Raw genomic sequence first — 20,750 nt, forward strand, 5'->3', positions numbered from 1 at the left:
CCCGCACCCCCGCGCGGGGGCCCGGCCCGCCCCCCCGGGGTTTCCCCCCCGCGGGGGCGCCGGGGGGTGCCGCGCGGGGGGGGGGGGGGTGGGCGTGCTGGTCCCGCGCCGGCCCCCCCCGTCCCGGTTCCAACTGCACGTACGTACCGGCCGAGGAGGCCAACCGTGAGTACCACCCCCGATCCCGCCCTCTTCGACCGCGCCGCCGGTGCCTTCTACGGGCTCGCGCTCGGCGACGCGCTCGGCATGCCGACCCAGGTCATGTCGCGCGAGGACGTCGTCCGCGCCTACGGCACCCTGACCGGCTTCGAGCCCGCGCGGCCCGACAACCCGGTCAGTGCCGGAATGCCCGCCGGGTCCGTCACGGACGACACCGACCAGGCCGTCATCGTGGCGCGGCTGATCGTGGAGGGCGGGGGGCACGTCGACCCGCTGCGGTTCGCCGAGGAACTCCTGTCCTGGGAACGGGAGATGAAGGCCAAGGGGTCGTTCGACCTGCTGGGCCCCTCGACCAAGGCGGCGCTCGACGCCGTGGACCGGGGCGCAGACCCCAAGGAGGCCGGCAAGTACGGCACGACGAACGGCTCCGCGATGCGCGTCGCGCCGGTCGGCATCGCCTACTCCTACGCCCCTGCCGACACCGAGACCTTCCTCGACCGGGTCGTCGAGTCCTGCCAGGTCACGCACGACACGAACATCGGTATCGCGGGCGCGGCGGCCGTCGCCGCGGCGGTCTCCACCGGTATCGCGGGCGGCACCCTCGATGACGTCTTCGACGCCGCGATCGCCGCCTCCGCGGCCGGTGAGCGGCGCGGCAACTGGATCGCGGGCGCCAGCATCCCGGCGCGGATCGCCTCGGTGCGCGAGCTGATCGCGGGCCTCGACGAGGCCGCGGCACTCGACCGTGTCGTCGCGCTCATCGGCACCAGCGTCGCCAGCCAGGAGTCGGTCCCCGCGGCGTTCGCGATGCTCGCGCTGACCGGCGGCGACCCGTGGCGGGCCACGCTCCTCGCGGCGAACCTCGGCGGCGACAGCGACACGATCGCCGCGATGGCCGGCGCGATCGCCGGCTCCCTGCACGGCCTCACCGCCCTGCCCGCCGACGCCGTACGCACCCTGCGCGAGGTCAACGGGCTCGACCTGGAGCCGCTGACCCGGCAGCTGCTCACCTACCGAACCAACCGCAGAACCGACCGCTGAACCAACCGCCGGCGGTCCGCACCCCGACCGCACCGAGCAAGAGCAAGGAGGTTCCGCCATGGCCGATTCAACGAAGAACGACCGCGTCGGCACCGTGGAGACCCGAGGGATCGAACCGGTCCCCGACAGCGAGCGGCACGGCCACGCGAGCCAGATGTTCTGGACGTGGTTCGCCGCCAACATCTCGATCCTCGGGCTGCCGCTCGGCGCGACCCTCGTCGCCTTCCGCGGCCTGAACATCTGGCAGGCCGTGATCGTCGCGATCGTCGGCTCGGTGGGCTCCTTCGCGCTCGTCGGCGCCCTCAGCCTGGCCGGCAAGAAGGGCGGCGCGCCCGCCCTGACCCTGTCGCGCGCGGTGTTCGGCCAGCGCGGCAACCACGGGCCCACACTGATCAGCTGGCTCAGCCGGGTCGGCTGGGAGACGATCACCACGACCACGGCGGCGTACGCACTGCTCGCTCTGCTCAACACGCTCTTCGGGTTCGGCCAGGGCACCGTCCTCACCCTGATCTGTCTGCTGGTCTTCATCGCCTGCACCCTGCTGATCAGCGGGCTCGGGCACGCCACGATCATGTGGATCAACAAGTGGGCGACGGTGGCCTTCGGGATCCTGAACCTGGTCGTGATGGGCTTCCTCGTCGCGACCGTCGACTGGGCGAAGGTCCTCGACGCCCCGGCCGGACCGCTCAGCGGTGTCATCGCGGGCATCGGCTTCATCGCCGCGGGCACCGGCATCGGCTGGGCCAACGCCGGTGCGGACTACGCCCGTTACCTGCCGCGGTCCATCCCGGGCGGGCGGCTCGTACAGGCCTCCGCGTTCGGCGCGGGCATCCCGCTGGTGCTGCTGATCTCGCTGGGATCGCTGCTCACGGCCGGCGATCCGACGCTCGCGACCGCGTCCGACCCGGTCGCGGCGATCAACGCGATGCTGCCGTCGTGGATGGCCGTGCCGTATCTGATCGCGGCGTTCGGCGGACTGCTGATGTCCAATCACCTGTCCACGTACTCGGCCGGGCTCACGATGATCACGCTCGGTCTGCGGGTGCCGCGGGCCTGGGCGGTCTGCGTGGATGTCGGCCTGATGTTCCTCGGCGGCGTCTACTTCATGCTGATCGCGGGCGACTTCTACGGCCCGTTCAGTACGTTCCTGACGCTGCTCGCCGTGCCGATCTCGGCATGGATCGGGGTCATCGTCGTCGACAGCGTCCGCGGTCGGCAGTACGACCCCGAGGGTGTGATGGACACCGGGCGCACCAGCCGCTATTGGTACACCGGCGGTTTCCATCTGCCCGCCGTCGTCGCGTGGGTGGTGGCGATCGTGGCCGGGCTGCTGTTCACCACGGCCTCGACCAGCGCGGACGACGTGTGGTTCAAGGGCCCGCTGGCCGGGTCCTGGCTCGGTGTCAACGGGCTCGGCTGGCTCGTCGCGATCGTCGTGGGCGGTGTGCTGTACGCGCTGCTCGGGCGCCGCACGAAGGTGACCCTCGACTCCCCCGACACCGATTCCGCCGCTCTCAAGGAGGCCACACGATGACCGCCGACTCCCGCGTCGTTCTCGCCGGGAACGTCATCGCCGATCTCGTCATCGACGTGCCCGCCCTGCCGGAGCGGGGTGGCGATGTCATAGGTACACGTACGGAGTTGTACGCGGGCGGCGGCTTCAACGCGCTCACGGCGGCGCGGCGGCTGGGCGCCGAAGCGGTGTACGCGGGGCTTCACGGCACCGGCCCTTATGGGGAGTTGGTGCGTTCCGCGCTCGCCGCGGAGGGCATCGGGACACTGCATCCGGCGCGTACCGACGGCGACACCGGGTTCTGTGTGGCCCTTGTCGACGGCGGCGGCGAGCGGACGTTCGTGACCAGTTTCGGAGTCGATGCGCGGATGACGGAGGGCGAGGCGGCTGCGGTGGCGGGCGCCGTGCGGGGCGGCGACCTCGTGCAGGTGTCCGGGTACGGCCTTGTCATGGAGGTCAACGGGCCGTTGCTCGCGCAGCTGGTGGCGGGGCTCCCCGATGGCGTACGGGTCTGTTTCGATCCGGCGCCGCTGGTGGCGGACATTCCGGCCGAGGTCCTCGAACCGGTCCTGGCCCGGACGGACTGGCTGAGCTGCAATGCGCGCGAGGCCGGGATCATGGCCGGGGGCGGTGATCCCCGGGAGGCGGCCGCCGCCTTGCGGGGGCGGTTGCGGGACGGGGCGGGGGTGTTGGTGCGGGCCGACAAGGACGGGTGCTGGTTGGCTGCGCCGGGCTCGGGGGACGTGGTGCATGTTCCGGGGTTTCCGGTGGACGCCGTGGACAGCAATGGCGCGGGGGATGCGCATGTCGGGGCGTTTCTGGCGTTGCTCGGGCGGGGGGTTTCGGCGTATGACGCTGCGCGGGGGGCCAATGCGGCGGCGGCGCTTGCGGTGACGCGGCGGGGGCCCGCCACCGCGCCCACCGTGGGTGAGCTGGTGGCGTTCCTCGGGGCGGATGGGGCGCGGGCGGTGGGGCTGGGCTGAGGGCGTTTCTCCCCCACCCCGCCCCTTCCCGAAAGTCCTGCCGGACGGGCCTGCTCAATCGCCGCAGGGGCTATAAATAGCCCCTGCGGCGATTGAGGGGCGGGGTGGGGGTCAGTGGTCGTTCTGGGCCAGGCGGAGCATGTGGTTCGCCAGGGACTGGCCGCCTGCCGGGTCGCGGCTGATCAGCATGACCGTGTCGTCGCCCGCGATCGTGCCGAGGATGACGTGCAGTTCGGCCTGGTCGATCGCGGAGGCGAGGAACTGGGCCGCGCCCGGGGGCGTACGCAGCACCACCAGGTTGGCCGAGGCCTCCGCCGAGATGAGCAGCTCGCCGGCCAGGCGGCGCATCCGCTCCTCCTTGGCCGATTCGCCGAGCGGAGCCTGCGGGGTGCGGAAGCCGCCCTCACTGGGCACGGCGTAGATCAGCTCACCACCGGTGTTGCGGATCTTGACCGCACCCAGCTCGTCCAGGTCGCGGGAGAGCGTCGCCTGCGTGACCGTGAGCCCGTCGTCGGACAGCAGCTTCGCCAACTGGCTCTGGGAGCGAACCGGCTGACGGTTGAGGATGTCCACTATCCGGCGGTGCCGCGCGGCGCGGGTCTGCGGCACGCCCGCCGCGGCGTGCGCCAGGTGCGTGGCCGCGGCCACGTCTCTCTCCGCTTTGCTGCTCATCGTCGTCCCATTCCTCAGGCTCGTCCTTCGTCGTCGGCGGCCGCGTCCAGTACGGCGGGCAGCGCCGCGAGGAACGCGTCCGCCTCGGCGTGCTTAAGGTTCAGCGGCGGCATGAGCCGTACGACGTCGGGTGCGGGCGCGTTCACCAGGAGGCCCGCGTCCTGGGCCGCCTGCTGCACCTGCGGGGCGCGCGGCCCGGTGAGCACGATACCCAGCAGCAGGCCCGCGCCCCTGACATGACCGACCAGCGGGTGGCCGAGTGCCTCGATGCCGGCCTTGAGGCGCTCGCCGACCGCCTTGGTGTTCTCCAGGAGGCCGTCGCCCGCGATGGTGCCGAGGACCGCGAGGCCCGCCGCGCAGGCGACCGGGTTGCCGCCGAACGTCGTGCCGTGCTGGCCCGGCTTCAGCAGCTTCGCCGTCTCGCCGAAGGCGATCGTCGCGCCGAGCGGGAGGCCGCCACCGAGGCCCTTGGCGAGCGTGACGACGTCGGGCTCGATGCCCTCCTCCGCCTGGTACGCGAACCAGTGCCCGGTCCTGCCGACGCCGGTCTGCACCTCGTCGAGCACGAGCAGGGTGCCGGTGGCGCGGGTGATCTCGCGGGCCGCCTTCAGGTAGCCGGCGGGCGGTACCACCACGCCGTTCTCACCCTGGATGGGCTCGATGATGACGAACGCCGTGTCGGTCGTCACCGCCGCCTTGAGCGCGTCCACGTCCCCGTACGGGACGTGCGTGACGTCGCCCGGCATCGGCGTGAAGCCGTCCTGCTTTCCGGGCTGTCCCGTCAGCGCGAGGGAGCCCATGGTGCGGCCGTGGAAGCCGCCGGTGGTGGCGACCATGTGCGTCCGGCCGGTGAGCCGGCCGATCTTGAACGCGCCCTCGTTGGCCTCGGCGCCCGAGTTGCAGAAGAAGACCGCGCCGTCCCGGCCGAAGTGCTGGAGCAGCCGCTCGGCGAGCGCGACCGGCGGTTCGGCGACGAACAGGTTCGACACGTGGCCGAGGGAGGCGATCTGCGTGGAGACGGCCTCGACGATCGCCGGGTGGGCGTGCCCAAGCGCGTTGACCGCGATGCCGCCGACGAAGTCCAGGTACTCCTTGCCGTCGGCGTCCCACAGCTTGGCGCCCGCGCCCTTGACGAGGGGCAGCCGCGGGGTGCCGTAGTTGTTCATGAGGGCGCCCTGCCAGCGCGCCGTCAGCTCCTGGTTGGCCGTCAACTCCTGGTCAGCAGTCACGAGTTGCCCTCCCCCTCTTTGCCGGTCTCTTTGTCGGCCATGACCATCGTGCCGATGCCTTCGTCGGTGAAGATCTCCAGCAGGATCGAGTGCTGGACCCGCCCGTCGATGACGCGGGCCGTGTGCACGCCGTTGCGCACCGCGTGCAGGCAGCCCTCCATCTTCGGGACCATGCCGCTCGCCAACTCCGGGAGCAGCTTCTCGAGTTCGGTGGCGGTGAGCCGGCTGATGACCTCGTCGGAGTGCGGCCAGTCCTCGTAGAGGCCCTCGACGTCGGTCAGCACCATCAGCGTCTCGGCGTCCAGCGCAGCAGCGAGTGCCGCAGCCGCCGTATCAGCATTGACGTTGTAGACATGCGAGTCGTCCTGGGAGCGGGCGATCGAGGAGACGACCGGGATCCGGCCGTCGGCGAGCAGGGCCTCGATGGCGCCGGTGTCGATCTCGGTGATCTCCCCGACCCGGCCGATGTCGACCAACTCGCCCTCGATGCGGGGCTGATGCTTGGTTGCGGTGATGGTGTGCGCGTCCTCGCCGGTGATGCCGACGGCGAGCGGACCATGCTGGTTGAGCAGGCCGACCAGCTCGCGCTGCACCTGCCCGGCGAGCACCATCCGTACGACGTCCATGGCGTCCTCGGTGGTGACCCGCAAGCCCGCCTTGAACTCGCTGACGATGCCGTGCTTGTCGAGCGCCTTGCTGATCTGCGGGCCGCCGCCGTGCACCACGACCGGCTTGAGTCCGGCGTGGTGCAGGAAGACGACGTCCTGCGCGAAGGCGGCCTTCAGGTCTTCGTCGATCATGGCGTTGCCGCCGAACTTGATGACGACCGTCTTGCCGTTGTGCCGGGTCAGCCAGGGCAGCGCCTCGATGAGCGTCTGGGCCTTGGGGAGCGCGGTGTGCTTCCGCGCTGTGGCCTGCTTGGTGTCGTTCGTCTCGCTCATGAGGAGTACGCGCTGTTCTCGTGGACGTAGTCGGCGGTCAGGTCGTTCGTCCAGATCGTCGCGGTTTCCGTGCCCGCGGCGAGGTCGGCGGTGACGACGACCTCCCGGTAGCGCATGTCGACCTTCTCGCGGTCCTCGCCGACGCCGCCCTTCTTGCAGACCCATACGCCGTTGATCGCGACGTTCAGCTCGTCCGGCTCGAAGGTGGCCCGCGTGGTGCCGATCGCGGAGAGGACGCGGCCCCAGTTGGGGTCCTCGCCGTGGATGGCGCACTTGAGGAGGTTGTTCCGGGCGATGGAGCGGCCCACCTCGACGGCCTCGTCCTCGCTCGCGGCGTTGACGACCTCGACCTTGATGTCCTTGCTGGCGCCCTCGGCGTCGCCGATGAGCTGCCGGCCGAGGTCGTCGCAGACCTCGCGGACGGCCTGGGCGAACTCCTCGTACTCCGGGGTGACTTCGGCGGCGCCGGAGGCGAGCAGCAGCACCGTGTCGTTCGTCGACATGCAGCCGTCGGAGTCGACCCGGTCGAAGGTGACGCGCGTGGCGTCGCGCAGCGCCTTGTCCAGGACGTCGCTGTCGAGCGCGGCGTCCGTGGTGAGGACGACCAGCATGGTGGCGAGGCCGGGTGCCAGCATGCCGGCGCCCTTCGCCATGCCGCCGACGGTCCAGCCCTTGCCCTGGTGCACCGCCGTCTTGTGCACGCTGTCGGTGGTCTTGATGGCGATGGCGGCCTTCTCGCCGCCGTGCTCGGAGAGCTGGGACGCGGCCGCCTCGACACCGGGCAGCACCTTGTCCATGGGGAGCAGCTCGCCGATGAGTCCGGTGGACGCGACGGCCACCTCCCCGGCGTTCAGCTCGAGGACCTCGGCGACCTTCTCGGCCGTGGCGTGCGTGTCCTGGAAGCCCTTGGGGCCCGTGCAGGCGTTGGCGCCACCGGAGTTGAGGACGACGGCGGAGACCTGGCCGCCCTTGAGGACCTGCTCGGACCAGAGGACCGGGGCGGCCTTCACGCGGTTGGAGGTGAACACGCCCGCGGCCGCCAGGCGGGGGCCGCGGTTGACCACGAGGGCCAGGTCCGCGTTCCCGCTGTTCTTGATTCCGGCTGCGATGCCCGCGGCCTGGAATCCCTTGGCTGCCGTCACACTCACGGCGCGACTCCGATCGTCGAGAGCCCGGTGGTCTCGTCGAGACCGAGGGCGATGTTCATGGATTGAATGGCACCGCCGGCGGTGCCCTTGGTCAGGTTGTCGATCGCACTGATGACGATGACGCGGCCCGACTCCTCGTCGTGCGCGACCTGGATCTGCGCCGCGTTCGACCCGTACACGGCGGCCGTCTGCGGCCACTGGCCCTCGGGCAGCAGACGGACGAACGACTCGTCGCCGTACGCCTTCTCGTAGGCGGCGCGCACCTGGTCGGCGGTGACGCCGGGCCTCGCCTTGGCGCTGCACGTGGCGAGGATGCCGCGGGGCATCGGCGCGAGCGTCGGCGTGAAGGAGACGGAGACCCGCTCCCCCGCCGCGGCGCTGAAGTTCTGGATCATCTCGGGGGTGTGCCGGTGACCGCCGCCCACCCCGTACGGCGACATGTTCCCCATGACCTCGCTGCCGAGCAGGTGCGGCTTGGCCGCCTTGCCCGCGCCGGAGGTGCCGGAGGAGGCGACGATCACGGCCTCGCTCTCCACGAGCCCCGCGGCGTACGCGGGGACGAGGGCGAGCGAGACGGCCGTCGGGTAGCAGCCGGGCACCGCGATGCGCTTGGACCCTTCCAGAGCAGCGCGGCCACCGGGCAGCTCGGGCAGGCCGTAGGGCCACGTCCCGGCGTGCGCGGAGCCGTAGAACTTCTCCCAGTCGCCCGCGTCCTTCAGCCGGAAGTCGGCGCCCATGTCCACGACGAGGACGTCCGGGCCGAGCTGCTCGGCGACGGCGGCGGACTGCCCGTGCGGCAGCGCCAGGAAGACGACGTCGTGCCCGGAGAGCACCTCCGTCGTGGTCTCCTGGAGGACTCGGTCGGCGAGCGGGAAGAGGTGGGGCTGGAGCGCGCCCAGGCGCTGCCCCGCGTTCGAGTTGCCCGTCAGGGCGCCGATCTCCACCTCGGGGTGGGCGAGCAGCAGGCGCAGCACTTCGCCGCCTGCATATCCACTCGCTCCCGCCACTGCTGCGCGTACCGCCATGGAACCCTCCTCTTGGATGGCATGACTATACGTCGCTGTGCACGTTTATGCAACGAGTGAGTGATCGGCACACTCCGGCCACGGGACGCGGTGCGGGCGGCTCAGCCGCGCTCCAGGCGTACGACGACGGGCGCGTTGAACGGGCCGCCGGACTGGCTGACCTCCACCTTTCCCGCGCCGAGCCATTCGTCGGTGCCCGGGATCCGGTAGATCTCATTGAGCCACAGCCCCTGGTTCGAGGTCTTGCGGGCGCCGGTCGACTGGGGCAGCCGCCGGCGTTCGATCTTCACGCAGCGGTTGTCGTCGGTCAGGTACCAGTTGCCGTCGAGGAAGAGACCGCCCTTTCCCTGGGCGAGCGGGACCCGCAGCTCGCACTGTCCGGGGTCGGGCTTCTGGTCGACCCACTTCACGCCATCGCGGCGCAGCCGGATGTACTGGTCCTCCGGTTCGGGTTCGCCCTCGCCGTGGTTGAAGGAGTTGATGCCGTACGCGCGCACCTCCCCGCCTTCGAGCGCGACGACGCGGGTCAGGCGTGCGGCGGGCTCGGTCGGGATCGGCTCCTCGAAGCGGGCCAGGGGCGTGTCCACCGGCTTCCAGGACGTGCCGTCCCAGTGCGCGGAGGCGGGCTGGTCGTACGACTCGCCGTGCGCCGTCTTCGTGCCGGGCCCAGTGGCGCGGAAGCCGACGGCCCAGACGTCGTCGGGGCCGACGACGGCCAGATCGCCCACCTTGTACGGGAGCCGGGTCGTGGTCCAGCGGGCGCCGTCCCAGTGGGCGGCGGTCTGCTCACCGGTGAGTGCCCAGATGTCGTCGGGGGACGCGGCGTCGAGGTCGGACGCCGCTCCGGGCGGCGGGTTCGGCACGGGGGACCAGCGGTCGCCGTCCCACTGGGCCCACTTGGCCGCCGCCGTGTCCTCCTGCGGGACGCCGTCCCGGCGCGGACTCGACCGCATCCACACGGTCTTGTCGCCGAATTCTTCGAGCACCGGCGGATAGCCCTCGCCCGTGCCGAGCGCGTCGGGGAAGGGTTCGCGGCTCCACCGCTCGCCGTCGTAGTGAAGGAGCAGGGGCGAGTAGCTGCCGTCGTTCTCGGCGCCGGTCGCCCAGATGTCGTCCTCGGCGAGAGCCGCGACGTCGGTCAGCTCACCGTTGAAGTCCGCGATGTGCTCGAACTTCCAGGAAAGTTCCGTCTCGTGGGCCTTGGACGGGGCCGGCGCCTTCGCCTGCCCGCCGGATGTTCCGCACCCCGCGACGGCGAGCAGGGAGGCCACGAAGGCGGCGCACACCGCCGCCCCTCTCCTCCGGATGCGCGCTGCGCTCATGACCGCTCCCCCTTGTCGCCCGCCGGCCTGCCCGGCGCGCGGGCAGCGTACCCGGAGGCGCACGGCTTGCCCTGGAGTGCGCTCCACGTCATACGGTCGAGCACATACGGCACCGGCACCATCACAGGAGGCAGCACCCATGTCGAACCTTCCCACTCGCCGCCTGGGCGCGCTCACCGTCTCCGCGCAGGGCCTCGGCTGCATGGGCATGAGCACCGGCTTCGGCCCGTCCGACGACGAGCAGTCGATCGGCACGATCCACCGCGCCCTCGACCTCGGTGTCACCCTGCTCGACACCTCGGACTTCTACGGAAGCGGGCACAACGAGGAGCTGATCGGCCGCGCCCTCGCCGCGCCGGGCCGCCGCGAACAGGCCGTCCTGGCCACGAAGTTCGGCTTCGCCAACAAGCGCGGCGAGCCGACCGCGATCCGGGGCGACGCGGCCTACGTGCGCCAGGCATGCGAGGCCTCACTGCGCCGGCTCGGCGTCGACCACATCGACCTGTACTACCTGCACCGCGTCGACCGGAGCGTGCCCATCGAGGAGACCGTGGGCGCCATGGCGGAGCTGGTGAAGGAGGGCAAGGTGCGCCACCTCGGCCTCTCCGAGGCGGGCACGGACACGCTGCGCAAGGCGTACGCGACGCATCCCATCGCGGCGCTGCAGAGCGAGTTCTCGCTGTGGACGCGCGACCTGGAGGCGGAGATTCTGCCGGTGTGCCGGGAGTTGGGCATCGGACTCGTGCCGTTCTCGCCGCTGGGGCGCGGCTTCCTCACGGGCGCCTACAAGTCGACGGAGCAGTTCCAGGAGGGCGACCTGCGCCGCACCCAGCCGCGCTTCACGGACGGCAATCTGGAGCGCAACCTCGCGATCGTCGCCCGCCTGGAGGAGCTGGCGGACCGGAAGGGCGTCACGGCGGGCCAGTTGGCGCTCGCCTGGGTGCAGCACCAGGGCGACGACGTGGTGCCGATCCCCGGCACGCGCCGCCAGAAGTACCTGGAGGAGAACGTGGCGGCAGCGACGCTCGAGCTGTCGGCGGACGAGCTGGCCGCGATCGACGCGGCGGCCCCGGCCGGTGAGGTGGCCGGGGACCGCTACGACGCGGGCAGCATGCGGTTCGTGAACGGCTGAGGCCCGCGGGGGTCGGGTCAGCCCTTCTTGATCCTCAGGAACGTCACCGAGTTGCCCGGGAACGTGTACGTGAATCTGTCGGACACGCCCGTGAAGGTCGACGTCACCGGCTTCACGGGCCGGTCGGTCGCCGTGTTCTCGGCGTCGGGCGCCGCGGTCAGCGTCGTCACCGCCGCCGAGTGCGCGACATCGGCGCCGCCGAGGTCGACCTTCGTACGGGCCGTGGAGTCCTGCGCGTTGACGACCTTGACGATCAGGTCACCGGTCTTCTTGTCGCGCGTGACGACCTGCCGGAACGGCTCGGCCGGCTTGTCGTCCTTGAAGGAGCCCCATTCCTGACCGTCGAGGTACAGGGTGACCTGGCGGCCACGGACCTTGACGTCGACGTCGTACGCGCGGCCCGTCTCGATCGATCCGGCCTTGGACAGCAGCGTCGACTTGCCGCCGTTCACGGCCTGTTCGACGGCGGACTGCGTGTTGTTCCAGCCGCCGAGGTTCCACCAGTAGTAGTTCCCGGTGTCCTTGACCCCGAAGGCGACGAGGAAGCCCTCCTTGCCGGACTTCTTGGTGGCCTTCACGTGCAGGTCGTAGTCCTGCCAGCTCGGGTCACCGGCCGTGACGAGGGTGTTCTCGGCGGCGGCGTCGGACTGCACGTACTGGCCGTCCTGGACGCTCCAACTGCCGCTGCCGGTCCCCTTCCACTGCGCGGCGTCACCGCTGAAGTCGTCGCTCAGCAGCGTCTTCCCGTCGACGTCCGTGACCTTTACGTCGTCGTACGCGGCGCTGGTGGCCCATGTCGACAGGCCCACGGCGCCGGTGATCGGCTCCAGGGTCGACGGGGTGGCGGTGGCGCTGGACGGGACCACGCGGTCGCCGACGCTGCGCATGAAGAGCTTCTGCACCTCGTAGTCGGCCGAGCCCCACGACTTCTGGTCGTTGAACCAGATCATGTCGGGCTTCCACTGCACGGTGTCGGTGCGGGCGAACAGCGGTGCGTAGGAGGCGAGCTTGACGACGTCCGCGTTGCGTTCGAGCCCTGTCATGTAGGCGGCCTCGGACATGGCGTTGGACCACTGGTTGCCGAGCGAGGCGTACTCGCCGAGGAAGACCTTGGGGCCCTGCCGGTCGTAGGAGTCGTAGCGCTCGTTGTTCTGAAGGAACCACTGCGGGCTGTTGTAGTAGTGCTCGTCGACCATGTCGACCTTCGCGTCCTTGTTGAGCTTCCAGGCCGTATCGAAGGTCGTACCGCTGTCGTCGGGGCCGGAGTTGGAGATGACGGTGACGTCCGGGTGCTTCGCCTCGATGGCGGCGCGGAACTGCTTGAAGCGTGCCATGTACTCGTTCGGCAGGTTCTCCTCGTTACCGACCGAGAGGTGCGTGAGTTGGAAGGGCTTCGGGTGGCCCATCTGGGCGCGCAGCTTGCCCCACTTGGTGCTCGTCGGCCCGTTGGCGAACTCGATCAGGTCGAGCGTGTCCTGGATGTGCCGCTTCAACAGCGCGTCGTCGTCGGTGGCCTTGTTCTGGCCGCAGCCGGTGACGAGGGCAGGGACGACGGGCAGCGGCATCGCGCCGATGTCCTCGGCGAACTGGAAGTACTCGTAGTAACCGAGCCCATAACTCTGGTTGTAGCCCCAGAAGTTCGCGTTGGTGGCGCGCTGCTCGACCGGCCCTACCGTGTCCTTCCACTGGTACGCACGCTTGCGCTCGTAGCCGGAGGCCTCGTCGTACCCCTTCATGGAGCCGGTGTTCACCAGGCAGCCACCGGGGAAGCGGACGAAGCCGGGCTTGAGGGCCGCGACCTTCTCCGCGAGGTCCTTACGTAGGCCGTTCTTGTGGCCCTTGTAGGTGTCGCGCGGGAAGAGCGACACCATGTCGAGCGCGGCGTCCTTCGTGGTGGTGACGGTGAGGCGCCCCGCCGTGGTGTCCTGGGTCGGCGTGAACGTCGCCCTGTACTGGGCCCAGTCGCCGCGCGTCCGCAGCTTGCGGGGTGTGGCGAGGGAGCCGTCGGCGTCGCCGAGGGTCACGGTGAGTTCGGCGTCGCCGCGGGCCCAGACCGAGAAGTCGTACGCCTTGCCCTTGGTGAGGGTGTATCCGGTGCCGTAGCCGGAGTTGGTGACGTTCGAACCGGCGGTCAGGGAGAGGTAGTTGCGGTTGCGTGCGTTGAGGCGCCCGGCGTCGTCGGCGACCTTCGCCGTGCCGCTCGTCTTCCAGGCGGTGAGCGGGGTGTAGGCGCTGTTGTCGGCGGTGGAGTACTCGAAGGACCGGTTCTGTACGAGTTCGGCGTAGAGCCCGCCGTCGGCGGCCCGGTTGATGTCCTCGAAGAAGACGCCGTACATCGTGTCGTCGATGGCCGCGCCCGAGCGGTTCGGGTCGACGGTGACGGAGTAGTCGGTGACATCGGCCGCCGTTCCCCCGTCGCCCGCCTCCGAGGCCGATGACGGCAGCACGGCCGCGCTCACCAGCAGGGAACCCGCGGTGGCTCCGAGGCCCCAGGTCCTCCAGCTCCAGCGTCTGCGTCGTCCATGTGTCATGCGCGCTCCTCAAGCCTAGGCGAGTGTTCGATATCTCGTACGAAGTCCTAAACTGCGAACGGCAAGATAGGAACCAGCGGTACGCGCGTCAACGGTTCGCGCAGAGGTGAGCGGGAGTGGTGTGCGTGGCAGGGGAACTCAGGCCGGTTTCCGATGTGTTGGCGTTTCTGGCGGGGCGCTGGCGGGTCGAGCGGACGGTGCGGGATCTCTCCGAGGGGGTGACGGGGGTGTTCGGCGGGACCACGGTGTTCACGGACGAGGGCGAAGGACTGCTGCACTTCGAGTCGGGGACGTTCGAGTGGCATGGGGTTGCGCGGCCTGCCGAGCGAACGCTTCGCTACCTGCCGGGCGAGGAGCCGGGGACCGCGGTGGTGCGGTTCGCCGACGGGCGGTTCTTCCATGGCCTGGATCTACGGGCGGGGCAGCACGTTGCCGACCATCCGTGTTCGGCGGATCTCTATCGGGGGGAGTTCACCGTGTATGACTCGCGGCGGTGGCGGAGTGTGTGGCGCGTGAAGGGGCCTGCCAAGGATCTGGTGCTCACGACGGACTATCGGCGGGTCGTCGAGGAGCGGTAGTCCGGGGGTGCGGTCGCGGGGCGCTGCCCCGGACCCCGCTGCCCAATCGCCGCAGGGGCTTTATTGGGTGAAGTACAGCGCCATCCACTGGTCCGGGTGTTCCAGAGGGGCGAAGCCCAGCTCCTCGTAGACGCCGTGGGCGTCGCGCGTTGCCAGCAGGATCCGGCGGATGCCGAGTGGCTGGAGGTGGTTGCGGACCGACGACACCATCGCCTTGCCGATGCCCTTGCCGCGGACCGAGCGGTCCACGTACACGTCGCAGAGCCAGGCGAACGTCGCCTCGTCCGTGACCACGCGCGCGTAGGCGACCTGTTCGCCCGAGGCCGCGTCGTACACGCCGAAGTTGAGGGAACCGGCGAGCGCCTTGTCCTGCTGGGCGCGCGGTCGGCCGAGTGCCCAGTACGCGTCCTCGGAGAGCCACCTGTGGACGCGGTCCGCGTCGATGCGGGCGGGGTCGGTGGATATCGCGTAGCCGTCGGGCAGGGAGCTGGTCATTCCGGGATCCTCACAGGTCGGACGCGTGCGCGTCGAGTGGATTCGGGGCCAGGACCTTCGCGCAGGCCTGCTTCAGGCGGCGTACGCCCTCGGTGATCTCCTCGGTCGACGCGACACCGACGAAGCTCAGCCGGATGTGCGGCGCCGGGGGTTCGGCGGAGAAGTACGGGCGGCCGGGGGCGACCGCGACGCCCGCGCGCAGGGCGCCCGCGACCAGCGCCGCCTCGTCGCTGCCCTCCGGCAGGCGCAGCCACAGGTGGTAGCCGCCGGCCGGGATGTGCGTGAGGTCGAGCGCGGGGAGGTCCGTGGTGATCGCGGCCGCCAGGATGTCGCGGCGGGTCCTCAACTTCCCCGCCAGGGTGCGCAGATGGCGCGGCCAGGCCGGGGACCCGACGAGTTCGAGGGTGGCCTCCTGGAGGGGGCGCGGTACGAAGAGGTGGTCGACGACCTGGATCGCGCGGAGCCGTTCCAGGACGGGTCCGCGGGCGGCGAGGCAGCCGATGCGCAGGCTCGGCGACGTCGCCTTGGTGAGCGAGCAGACGTGGACCACCACGCCGTCCGGGTCGTCGGACGCGAGGGGTCTCGGCAGCGGGCCCACGTCCTCGTGGACGAGGCGGCGCACGAAGTCGTCCTCGACGACGAACGCCCCGGCCTCCCGCGCGATCCGCAGCACCTCGGGCCGCCGCTCGGCGGAGAGCACCGCCCCCGTCGGGTTCTGGAACAGCGGCTGGCACACGAAGAGCCTGGCACCGGTCGCCTTGAAGGCCTGCGCGAGGAGTTCGGGGCGCACACCGTCCCGGTCCACCGGCACCGGCACCGGCCGAAGGCCCGCCGCGCGCGCGATCGCCAACATGCCGGGATACGTGGGCGATTCGACGAGGACGGGGGCACCCGGCGGCGCGAGTGCGCGCAGCGCCGTGGTGAGCGCCGACTGCCCGCCGAACGTGATCAGCACGTCCGAGGCGGAGACCGCCCCGCCGATGCCGCGCGCGAACCACTCACGCAGTTCGGGGAGGCCGTCGACTGGCGGCTTGGCCCAGGCCCCTGGGCGTCGTCCGGCGCGCGCGAGGGCGGCGGACATCGCGCTGACCGGTTGCAGTACCGGGTGCAGATAGCCGGTGTTGAGCTCGATCACGCCGGGTGGCGGCGCGGAGAGGGTGACCAGGACGCCCGCCGCGTCGACCGCGCGCGGCACGACCTCCGTCGCGGCGTCGGCGCTCAGCGCGACCTCCTGCCAGGACGTGTCGCCGACGGGTCCGGCGGAGGCCCGCGCCTCGGCCCGGTAGGCGCCGGCTCCCGGGCGGGTGACGACGAGGCCCTCGGCGGCGAGCTGGGCGAGGGCGCGGGAGACCGTCACCGGGCTCACCTTGAGGCGCTCGACGAGGGAGCGGCTCGACGGCAGCTTTTCCCCTGGTGAGTAGCGGTTCAGCTCGGATCGGAGCTGTTTCGCCAGTTCGCCCACGCTGCTACTCTGTTGCATGAGAGCACAGAATAGCGCTATCGAGCGGGACCGGGTAGCAGTTGCCGGTCGGCCGACCGCCCCGGCCACCGCGGCCGAAGCCCTCGCGCCCCCGGTCCGGCCGCCGGGCAGGCTCGCCGGAACGCTGCTCGCCGCCATCGGTGTCACGTCCTTCTCGCTCACCTTCCCCGCCACCGTCTGGGGCCTCGAGGGCTTCGGCCCCTACTCCCTGATCAGCGTGCGCTGCGTGCTGGCCGCGCTCGTCGCGGGCGCCTGCCTGCTGGCCCTGCGCGTCCGGCTTCCCGAGCGGCGGCACTGGGCGGGCCTCGCCGTCGTCGCCGCCGGAGTGGTGGTCGGCTTCCCGCTGCTCACCACGCTCGCGCTCGAGACGGCGACGACCGCGCACTCAGCTGTGGTGGTCGGCCTGCTGCCGCTGACCACGGCCGTCTTCTCGTCGATACGCACCGGGACCCGCCCCTCGCGCACCTTCTGGGTCGCCGCGTGCGTGGGCGCGGCGGCGGTGATCGCGTTCACGGTGCAGCAGAGCGGCGGCGCCCTCACCCGGGCCGACCTGTTCCTTTTCGGGGCGCTGCTGATCTGCGCGGCGGGCTACACAGAGGGCGGCCGACTCGCGTCCGTGATGCCGGGCTGGCAGGTCATCGCGTGGGCGCTCGTGCTGTGCCTGCCGCTCGCCGTGGCGGGCGCGGCGATCTCCCTCCCGTACGAGCCCGCGCACCTGACCGGGCACGCCGTGGCGGGGCTGCTGTGGGTGGCGGTCGGCTCGCAGTTCCTCGGCCTGATCGTCTGGTACAAGGGCATGGCGATGATCGGTATCCCGAAGGCGAGCCAACTCCAGCTCGCGCAGCCGCTGTTGACCCTCATCTGGTCGGTCGCCCTGCTCGGCGAGACGCTGCCGGTCGCGGCGCCGCTCACCGCGGTGGCGGTCCTGCTGTGCATCGCGGCCACCCAACGCGCACGCGGCTGAACGCCCGGCAGGTCTCAACTCCCTTGCACGGCCGTACACTTGCCGCACAGTACGGCAGGCACGTACGGCACGTAGAGGAGGTCACTCCTGATGCGCGCGACCATAGGGGACCAGCTCCTGGTGCACGGCCGGATCGTCGGGCAGCACGACCGGGTGGCGCAGATCGTCGAAGTGCTCGGCGCGGACGGTGATCCGCCGTTCCGCGTGCGGTTCGAGGACGGCCACGAGGCGATCATGTCGCCGGGGCCCGACGCCGTCGTCCGGCACCCCACCACACGGCGGGACCGGCCTCAGGGCGTGTAGTGGTCCGCCACCACGCGGGCCATCGCGCCGTTCCTGTCCTGCCCGACCTCCTTGGCCGAGAAGAAGACGTGCCCGCGCACGTCCGGGAAGCCGTCCGCGAACGTGAGGTGCCGGGACAGCTCGGCGGGGTCCTGCCAGGCGGCGGGCTGCGCCGGATCGCCCGCCTTGTAGAGGGCCTCTCCCACGTAGAGGCGCACACCCGTGCCGTGTGCGACGTCGGCCCACCACGGCACGAGCTTGGCGTAGTCGGCGGCGGCGAACCCGATGTTCCAGTACACCTGCGGGCAGATGTAGTCGATCCACCGCTCGCGCACCCATTTGCGGGTGTCCGCGTGCAGGTCGTCGTAGGTCTGCACGCCTGCCATGGTGTCCGAACCGTTCGGATCGGTCACCTTGTTGCGCCACACGCCGAAGGGGCTGATGCCGAACTTCGCCCGCGGCCTGGTCTTCTTGATGCGCGCCGCCATCTCCCGGATCAGCCGGTCGATATTGGCGCGCCGCCAGGCCGCCCGGTCCGGGAAGCCGCCGCCGTACGTGGCGTAGGCCGCGTCGTCGTCGAAGGTCTGGCCCGCGACGGGATACGGGTAGAAGTAGTCGTCGAAGTGCACGGCGTCGACGGGGTACTTCTCGACCGCGTCCAGCATCGCGTCCACGACGAAACGACGGACCTCCGGCAGACCGGGGTTGTAGTAGAGCTTGCCGCCGTAGACGACGACCCAGTCGGGGTGCAGCCGCGCCGGATGCGTGGGGATCAACCGGCTCGGGTCCGTGTGGTTGGCGATCCGGTACGGGTTGCACCAGGCGTGCAGCTCCAGGCCGCGCGCGTGCGCCTCGGCCACCGCCGTGCCCAGCGGGTCCCAGCCCGGGTCCTGCCCCTGCGTTCCGGTGAGGACGGCGGACCACGGTTCGTGAGCGGAGGGCCACAGCGCGTCGGCGGTCGGCCGGATCTGGAAGATCACGGCGTTGAGCCGGCGGCGAACGGCCGTGTCCAGGTGCGCGATCAGTTCGGCGCGCTGCTCGGCGGCGCCCAGGCCCGCCCGCGAGGGCCAGTCCCGGTTCGCCACCGTGGCCAGCCACATGCCCCGCAACTGCCGCCGCACCGGCACCGAGGAAGCGGCGTCCGCCGCCGTCAAGGTGGTCAGCGCGAGGGCCGACCCGAGCGTGAAAGCGCGCCGCGACATACGTGAGATACGTCCCATAGGTTCCCCCCAAACACATGTGACACGGTGTGGACCGCATGAACAGGCGTTAACCCGGGCTCCACCCCACCCATGTCTACGGGGTAACGTGCGGATCCGGAAGCCCCCGGAGAGACACCGTGCCCCGGCACCGGTGCGCCCCGGAAGAAGAGCGAAAGGCACGAGGTGACGGACCCCTTGAGTGACATCCAACGCGTCGGCGTAGTGGGCTGCGGCCAGATGGGCGCCGGAATCGCGGAGGTCTGCGCCCGTGCGGGACTCGACGTGAAGGTGGCCGAGACCACCGGCGAGGCCCTGGAGTACGGGCGCACGCGACTGCTCAGTTCCCTCTCCAAGGCAGCCTCGCGCGGCAAGATCACCGAGGAGGAGCTGGCCGAGACGCAGGAGCGCCTCACCTTCACCACGGACCTCGGGGAGTTCTCCGACCGTGACCTCGTCATCGAGGCGGTCGTCGAGAACGAGCAGGTGAAGACGGAGATCTTCCAGGTCCTCGACCAGGTCGTGACCCGGTCCGACGCGATCCTCGCCTCGAACACCTCCTCCATCCCACTGGTGAAGCTGGCCGTGGCGACGTCCCGCCCCGACCACGTGGTCGGCATCCACTTCTTCAACCCGGCGCCGGTGCAGAAGCTCGTCGAGCTGATCCCCGCGCTCACCACGTCCGAGGGCACGATCAGCCGCGCCCAGGTCATGGTGGAGAAGATCCTCGGCAAGCACGCCATCCGCGCCCAGGACCGCTCGGGCTTCGTGGTGAACGCGCTGCTGGTGCCGTACCTGCTCTCCTCCGTCCGGATGTTCGAGTCGGGCATCGCGAGCCGCGAGGACATCGACAACGGCATGGAGCTCGGCTGCGCCCACCCGATGGGCCCGCTCAAGCTGGCCGACCTGATCGGCCTGGACACCATCGTCTCCATCGCGGACTCGATGTACGACGAGTACAAGGAGCCGCTGTACGCCGCTCCCCCGCTGCTGCAGCGGATGGTCGACGCGGGCCGGCTCGGCCGCAAGAGCGGTTCGGGCTTCTACACCTACGCCTGACCACACAGCGTGACGCCCGAATGGGCCCGGTGTTCTTTCGAGCACCGGGCCCATCGCGTTCGCACGGGGAGCGCGCGGGTGACCCGCATATGCCGTTCGCACACGCTCCCTCCGCGCCCACCAGGCGAGTTGACTTCCGGTACGTACATCAAGGGATGTGCGCCCATGGAAAGGAGCCAACTCGTGACCACCGACCCGGATAATCCCGTGGTCCCGGAGGAACTCGCAGAGTTACGACGGGTCGTCGAGGTCCAACTGGCCCGCATCGACGGTCAACTGGCGCTGCACACACACCGCGACGACCAGACCGTCAAGGATCAGGACGACCTCGGCACCCGGCTCAGCGCGCTCGAGAACACCCGCTGGCCGCTGCCCACGGTGGCCGCGCTGACCTCGGTCTGCGCACTGGCCGTCGTGGTGTGGCAGGCACTCGGCCACTAGCCCAAAGGGCGCTAGCCGAGGCTGTGGTGGTGCAGGAGAAGTAGTGCGGCCGCCATGTTGGCGGCCGGGACCTCTCCGCGAGCGATCATGTCGGGGACGAGTTTGAGCGGGACCCATTCCCTGCGGTCCGACTCGAAATCGTCCTGGGGGTGGCCGATGTACGTTCCCTCGTCGGTCCAGTAAATGTGGTGTCGGGCGTCGGTCAGGCCGTTGGACGGTTCGACGCTCATCAGGTGCCGCAGCGGTCCCGGCCGCCAGCCGGTCTCCTCCTCCAGTTCCCTTGCCGCCGCGTACGCGATGTCCTCCCCGTCCTCGACGACACCCGCGGCCAGTTCCCAGCCCCAGCTGTCGGTGATGAAGCGGTGCCGCCACAGCAGGAGCACTTCGTGCGCCTCGTTGACGATCGTGGCGACGGCCACGGGCCGCAGCCGTATCACGAAGTGGTCGAGGTGCCGGCCGTCCGGTAGAGCGACGTCTGCCAGGTTGACGCTGAACCATCGGTTTGCATACACAGTTTGTTCGTTCTGTTTCGTCCACTGCACGGTTCTGCCACCTT

20 protein-coding genes are annotated in these 20,750 nt (G+C 70.6%); 9 read left to right on the forward strand and 11 right to left on the reverse strand.

Annotation, left to right across the window (positions count from 1 at the left end; translation table 11 throughout):
• Nucleotides 1-165 precede the first annotated feature (165 nt).
• Genes ABT004_RS22140 through ABT004_RS22150 form a run of 3 tightly spaced genes read left to right on the forward strand, consistent with a single transcriptional unit; the run spans nt 166 to nt 3,696 of the window.
• Nucleotides 166-1,200: an ADP-ribosylglycohydrolase family protein gene (locus tag ABT004_RS22140; protein WP_351339524.1), complete on the forward strand. Its 1,035-nt coding sequence runs from the start codon at nt 166-168 to the stop codon at nt 1,198-1,200.
• 58 nt (nt 1,201-1,258) lie between these two features.
• On the forward strand, nt 1,259-2,734 hold the full coding sequence (locus ABT004_RS22145) for a purine-cytosine permease family protein (RefSeq protein WP_351339526.1): 1,476 nt from the start codon (nt 1,259-1,261) through the stop codon (nt 2,732-2,734).
• On the forward strand, nt 2,731-3,696 hold the full coding sequence (locus tag ABT004_RS22150; protein WP_351339528.1) for a PfkB family carbohydrate kinase: 966 nt from the start codon (nt 2,731-2,733) through the stop codon (nt 3,694-3,696). Before ABT004_RS22145 ends, ABT004_RS22150 begins: the two co-directional genes overlap by 4 nt.
• Nucleotides 3,697-3,807: 111 nt before the next feature.
• On the opposite strand, the gene ABT004_RS22155 is transcribed toward ABT004_RS22150, so the two are convergent.
• The 6 genes from ABT004_RS22155 to ABT004_RS22180 all read right to left on the reverse strand — a co-directional run bounded on the left by ABT004_RS22155 (nt 3,808) and on the right by ABT004_RS22180 (nt 10,033).
• A complete protein-coding gene (locus ABT004_RS22155) occupies nt 3,808-4,368 on the reverse strand; it encodes an arginine repressor (RefSeq protein ID WP_351339530.1) in 561 nt (186 codons plus the stop codon).
• 14 nt (nt 4,369-4,382) lie between these two features.
• A complete protein-coding gene (locus tag ABT004_RS22160) occupies nt 4,383-5,579 on the reverse strand; it encodes an acetylornithine transaminase (RefSeq protein WP_351339617.1) in 1,197 nt (398 codons plus the stop codon).
• A gap of 14 nt (nt 5,580-5,593) precedes the next feature.
• Complete coding sequence (argB, locus tag ABT004_RS22165) at nt 5,594-6,538, reverse strand: acetylglutamate kinase (protein WP_351339533.1); 945 nt, start codon at nt 6,536-6,538, stop codon at nt 5,594-5,596.
• Nucleotides 6,535-7,686, reverse strand: coding sequence for a bifunctional glutamate N-acetyltransferase/amino-acid acetyltransferase ArgJ (gene argJ / locus ABT004_RS22170; RefSeq protein WP_351339535.1), 1,152 nt, complete (start codon nt 7,684-7,686; stop codon nt 6,535-6,537). The genes argB and argJ overlap by 4 nt, the downstream gene beginning before the upstream one ends.
• Nucleotides 7,683-8,711, reverse strand: a complete 1,029-nt coding sequence (gene argC / locus ABT004_RS22175) for an N-acetyl-gamma-glutamyl-phosphate reductase (RefSeq protein WP_351339537.1) — start codon at nt 8,709-8,711, stop codon at nt 7,683-7,685. Before argC ends, argJ begins: the two co-directional genes overlap by 4 nt.
• Nucleotides 8,712-8,812: 101 nt before the next feature.
• A complete protein-coding gene (locus ABT004_RS22180; protein ID WP_351339540.1) occupies nt 8,813-10,033 on the reverse strand; it encodes a hypothetical protein in 1,221 nt (406 codons plus the stop codon).
• A gap of 139 nt (nt 10,034-10,172) precedes the next feature.
• Between ABT004_RS22180 and ABT004_RS22185 the strand changes: the two genes are divergently transcribed.
• Nucleotides 10,173-11,165 (forward strand): aldo/keto reductase, encoded by a 993-nt coding sequence (locus ABT004_RS22185; protein WP_351339542.1) that lies wholly within the window; start codon nt 10,173-10,175, stop codon nt 11,163-11,165.
• Between the two features lie 17 nt (nt 11,166-11,182).
• Here the strand turns inward: ABT004_RS22185 and ABT004_RS22190 are convergent, their stop codons facing one another.
• Nucleotides 11,183-13,696 (reverse strand): alpha-L-arabinofuranosidase family protein, encoded by a 2,514-nt coding sequence (locus ABT004_RS22190; RefSeq protein WP_351339544.1) that lies wholly within the window; start codon nt 13,694-13,696, stop codon nt 11,183-11,185.
• A 125-nt stretch (nt 13,697-13,821) separates the two neighbouring features.
• Between ABT004_RS22190 and ABT004_RS22195 the strand changes: the two genes are divergently transcribed.
• Nucleotides 13,822-14,274, forward strand: a complete 453-nt coding sequence (locus tag ABT004_RS22195) for a DUF6314 family protein (RefSeq protein ID WP_351339547.1) — start codon at nt 13,822-13,824, stop codon at nt 14,272-14,274.
• A 60-nt stretch (nt 14,275-14,334) separates the two neighbouring features.
• Here the strand turns inward: ABT004_RS22195 and ABT004_RS22200 are convergent, their stop codons facing one another.
• Together ABT004_RS22200 and ABT004_RS22205 are read right to left on the reverse strand one after the other, a co-directional pair.
• Nucleotides 14,335-14,769, reverse strand: a complete 435-nt coding sequence (locus ABT004_RS22200; RefSeq protein ID WP_351339549.1) for a GNAT family N-acetyltransferase — start codon at nt 14,767-14,769, stop codon at nt 14,335-14,337.
• A gap of 10 nt (nt 14,770-14,779) precedes the next feature.
• Nucleotides 14,780-16,249 carry an aminotransferase-like domain-containing protein gene (locus ABT004_RS22205; protein WP_351339551.1) on the reverse strand — a complete coding sequence of 490 codons (1,470 nt, stop codon included), beginning with the start codon at nt 16,247-16,249 and terminating at the stop codon, nt 14,780-14,782.
• Between ABT004_RS22205 and ABT004_RS22210 the strand changes: the two genes are divergently transcribed.
• On the forward strand, nt 16,248-17,213 hold the full coding sequence (locus ABT004_RS22210) for a DMT family transporter (RefSeq protein ID WP_351339554.1): 966 nt from the start codon (nt 16,248-16,250) through the stop codon (nt 17,211-17,213). The two genes, ABT004_RS22205 and ABT004_RS22210, sit on opposite strands and share 2 nt — an antisense overlap.
• A 90-nt stretch (nt 17,214-17,303) precedes the next feature.
• Nucleotides 17,304-17,516 carry a DUF1918 domain-containing protein gene (locus ABT004_RS22215; RefSeq protein WP_351339557.1) on the forward strand — a complete coding sequence of 71 codons (213 nt, stop codon included), beginning with the start codon at nt 17,304-17,306 and terminating at the stop codon, nt 17,514-17,516.
• On the opposite strand, the gene ABT004_RS22220 is transcribed toward ABT004_RS22215, so the two are convergent.
• On the reverse strand, nt 17,504-18,706 hold the full coding sequence (locus ABT004_RS22220; RefSeq protein ID WP_451190017.1) for a glycoside hydrolase family 10-like protein: 1,203 nt from the start codon (nt 18,704-18,706) through the stop codon (nt 17,504-17,506). The two genes, ABT004_RS22215 and ABT004_RS22220, sit on opposite strands and share 13 nt — an antisense overlap.
• 186 nt (nt 18,707-18,892) lie before the next feature.
• On the opposite strand from ABT004_RS22220, the gene ABT004_RS22225 reads away from it, so the two are divergent.
• Complete coding sequence (locus ABT004_RS22225; RefSeq protein ID WP_351339561.1) at nt 18,893-19,753, forward strand: 3-hydroxybutyryl-CoA dehydrogenase; 861 nt, start codon at nt 18,893-18,895, stop codon at nt 19,751-19,753.
• A gap of 183 nt (nt 19,754-19,936) precedes the next feature.
• Nucleotides 19,937-20,194 carry a hypothetical protein gene (locus ABT004_RS22230; RefSeq protein WP_351339563.1) on the forward strand — a complete coding sequence of 86 codons (258 nt, stop codon included), beginning with the start codon at nt 19,937-19,939 and terminating at the stop codon, nt 20,192-20,194.
• 11 nt (nt 20,195-20,205) lie between these two features.
• On the opposite strand, the gene ABT004_RS22235 is transcribed toward ABT004_RS22230, so the two are convergent.
• On the reverse strand, nt 20,206-20,736 hold the full coding sequence (locus ABT004_RS22235) for an NUDIX hydrolase (RefSeq protein WP_351339565.1): 531 nt from the start codon (nt 20,734-20,736) through the stop codon (nt 20,206-20,208).
• Nucleotides 20,737-20,750 lie beyond the last annotated feature (14 nt).

The sequence above is a fragment of the Streptomyces sp. NPDC002790 genome, assembly GCF_040295505.1.
GTDB lineage: Bacteria > Actinomycetota > Actinomycetes > Streptomycetales > Streptomycetaceae > Streptomyces.

What these genes read in the sequence shown, in the direction of transcription:
- ABT004_RS22190 (WP_351339544.1), bottom strand. Translation starts at nt 13,696, where the DNA reads ATGACACATGGACGACGCAGACGCTGGAGCTGGAGGACCTGGGGCCTC.
- ABT004_RS22210 (WP_351339554.1), top strand. Translation starts at nt 16,248, where the DNA reads ATGAGAGCACAGAATAGCGCTATCGAGCGGGACCGGGTAGCAGTTGCC.
- ABT004_RS22200 (WP_351339549.1), bottom strand. Translation starts at nt 14,769, where the DNA reads ATGACCAGCTCCCTGCCCGACGGCTACGCGATATCCACCGACCCCGCC.
- ABT004_RS22205 (WP_351339551.1), bottom strand. Translation starts at nt 16,249, where the DNA reads ATGCAACAGAGTAGCAGCGTGGGCGAACTGGCGAAACAGCTCCGATCC.
- ABT004_RS22180 (WP_351339540.1), bottom strand. Translation starts at nt 10,033, where the DNA reads ATGAGCGCAGCGCGCATCCGGAGGAGAGGGGCGGCGGTGTGCGCCGCC.
- argB (WP_351339533.1), bottom strand. Translation starts at nt 6,538, where the DNA reads ATGAGCGAGACGAACGACACCAAGCAGGCCACAGCGCGGAAGCACACC.
- ABT004_RS22155 (WP_351339530.1), bottom strand. Translation starts at nt 4,368, where the DNA reads ATGAGCAGCAAAGCGGAGAGAGACGTGGCCGCGGCCACGCACCTGGCG.
- ABT004_RS22145 (WP_351339526.1), top strand. Translation starts at nt 1,259, where the DNA reads ATGGCCGATTCAACGAAGAACGACCGCGTCGGCACCGTGGAGACCCGA.
- argC (WP_351339537.1), bottom strand. Translation starts at nt 8,711, where the DNA reads ATGGCGGTACGCGCAGCAGTGGCGGGAGCGAGTGGATATGCAGGCGGC.
- ABT004_RS22185 (WP_351339542.1), top strand. Translation starts at nt 10,173, where the DNA reads ATGTCGAACCTTCCCACTCGCCGCCTGGGCGCGCTCACCGTCTCCGCG.
- ABT004_RS22150 (WP_351339528.1), top strand. Translation starts at nt 2,731, where the DNA reads ATGACCGCCGACTCCCGCGTCGTTCTCGCCGGGAACGTCATCGCCGAT.
- ABT004_RS22215 (WP_351339557.1), top strand. Translation starts at nt 17,304, where the DNA reads ATGCGCGCGACCATAGGGGACCAGCTCCTGGTGCACGGCCGGATCGTC.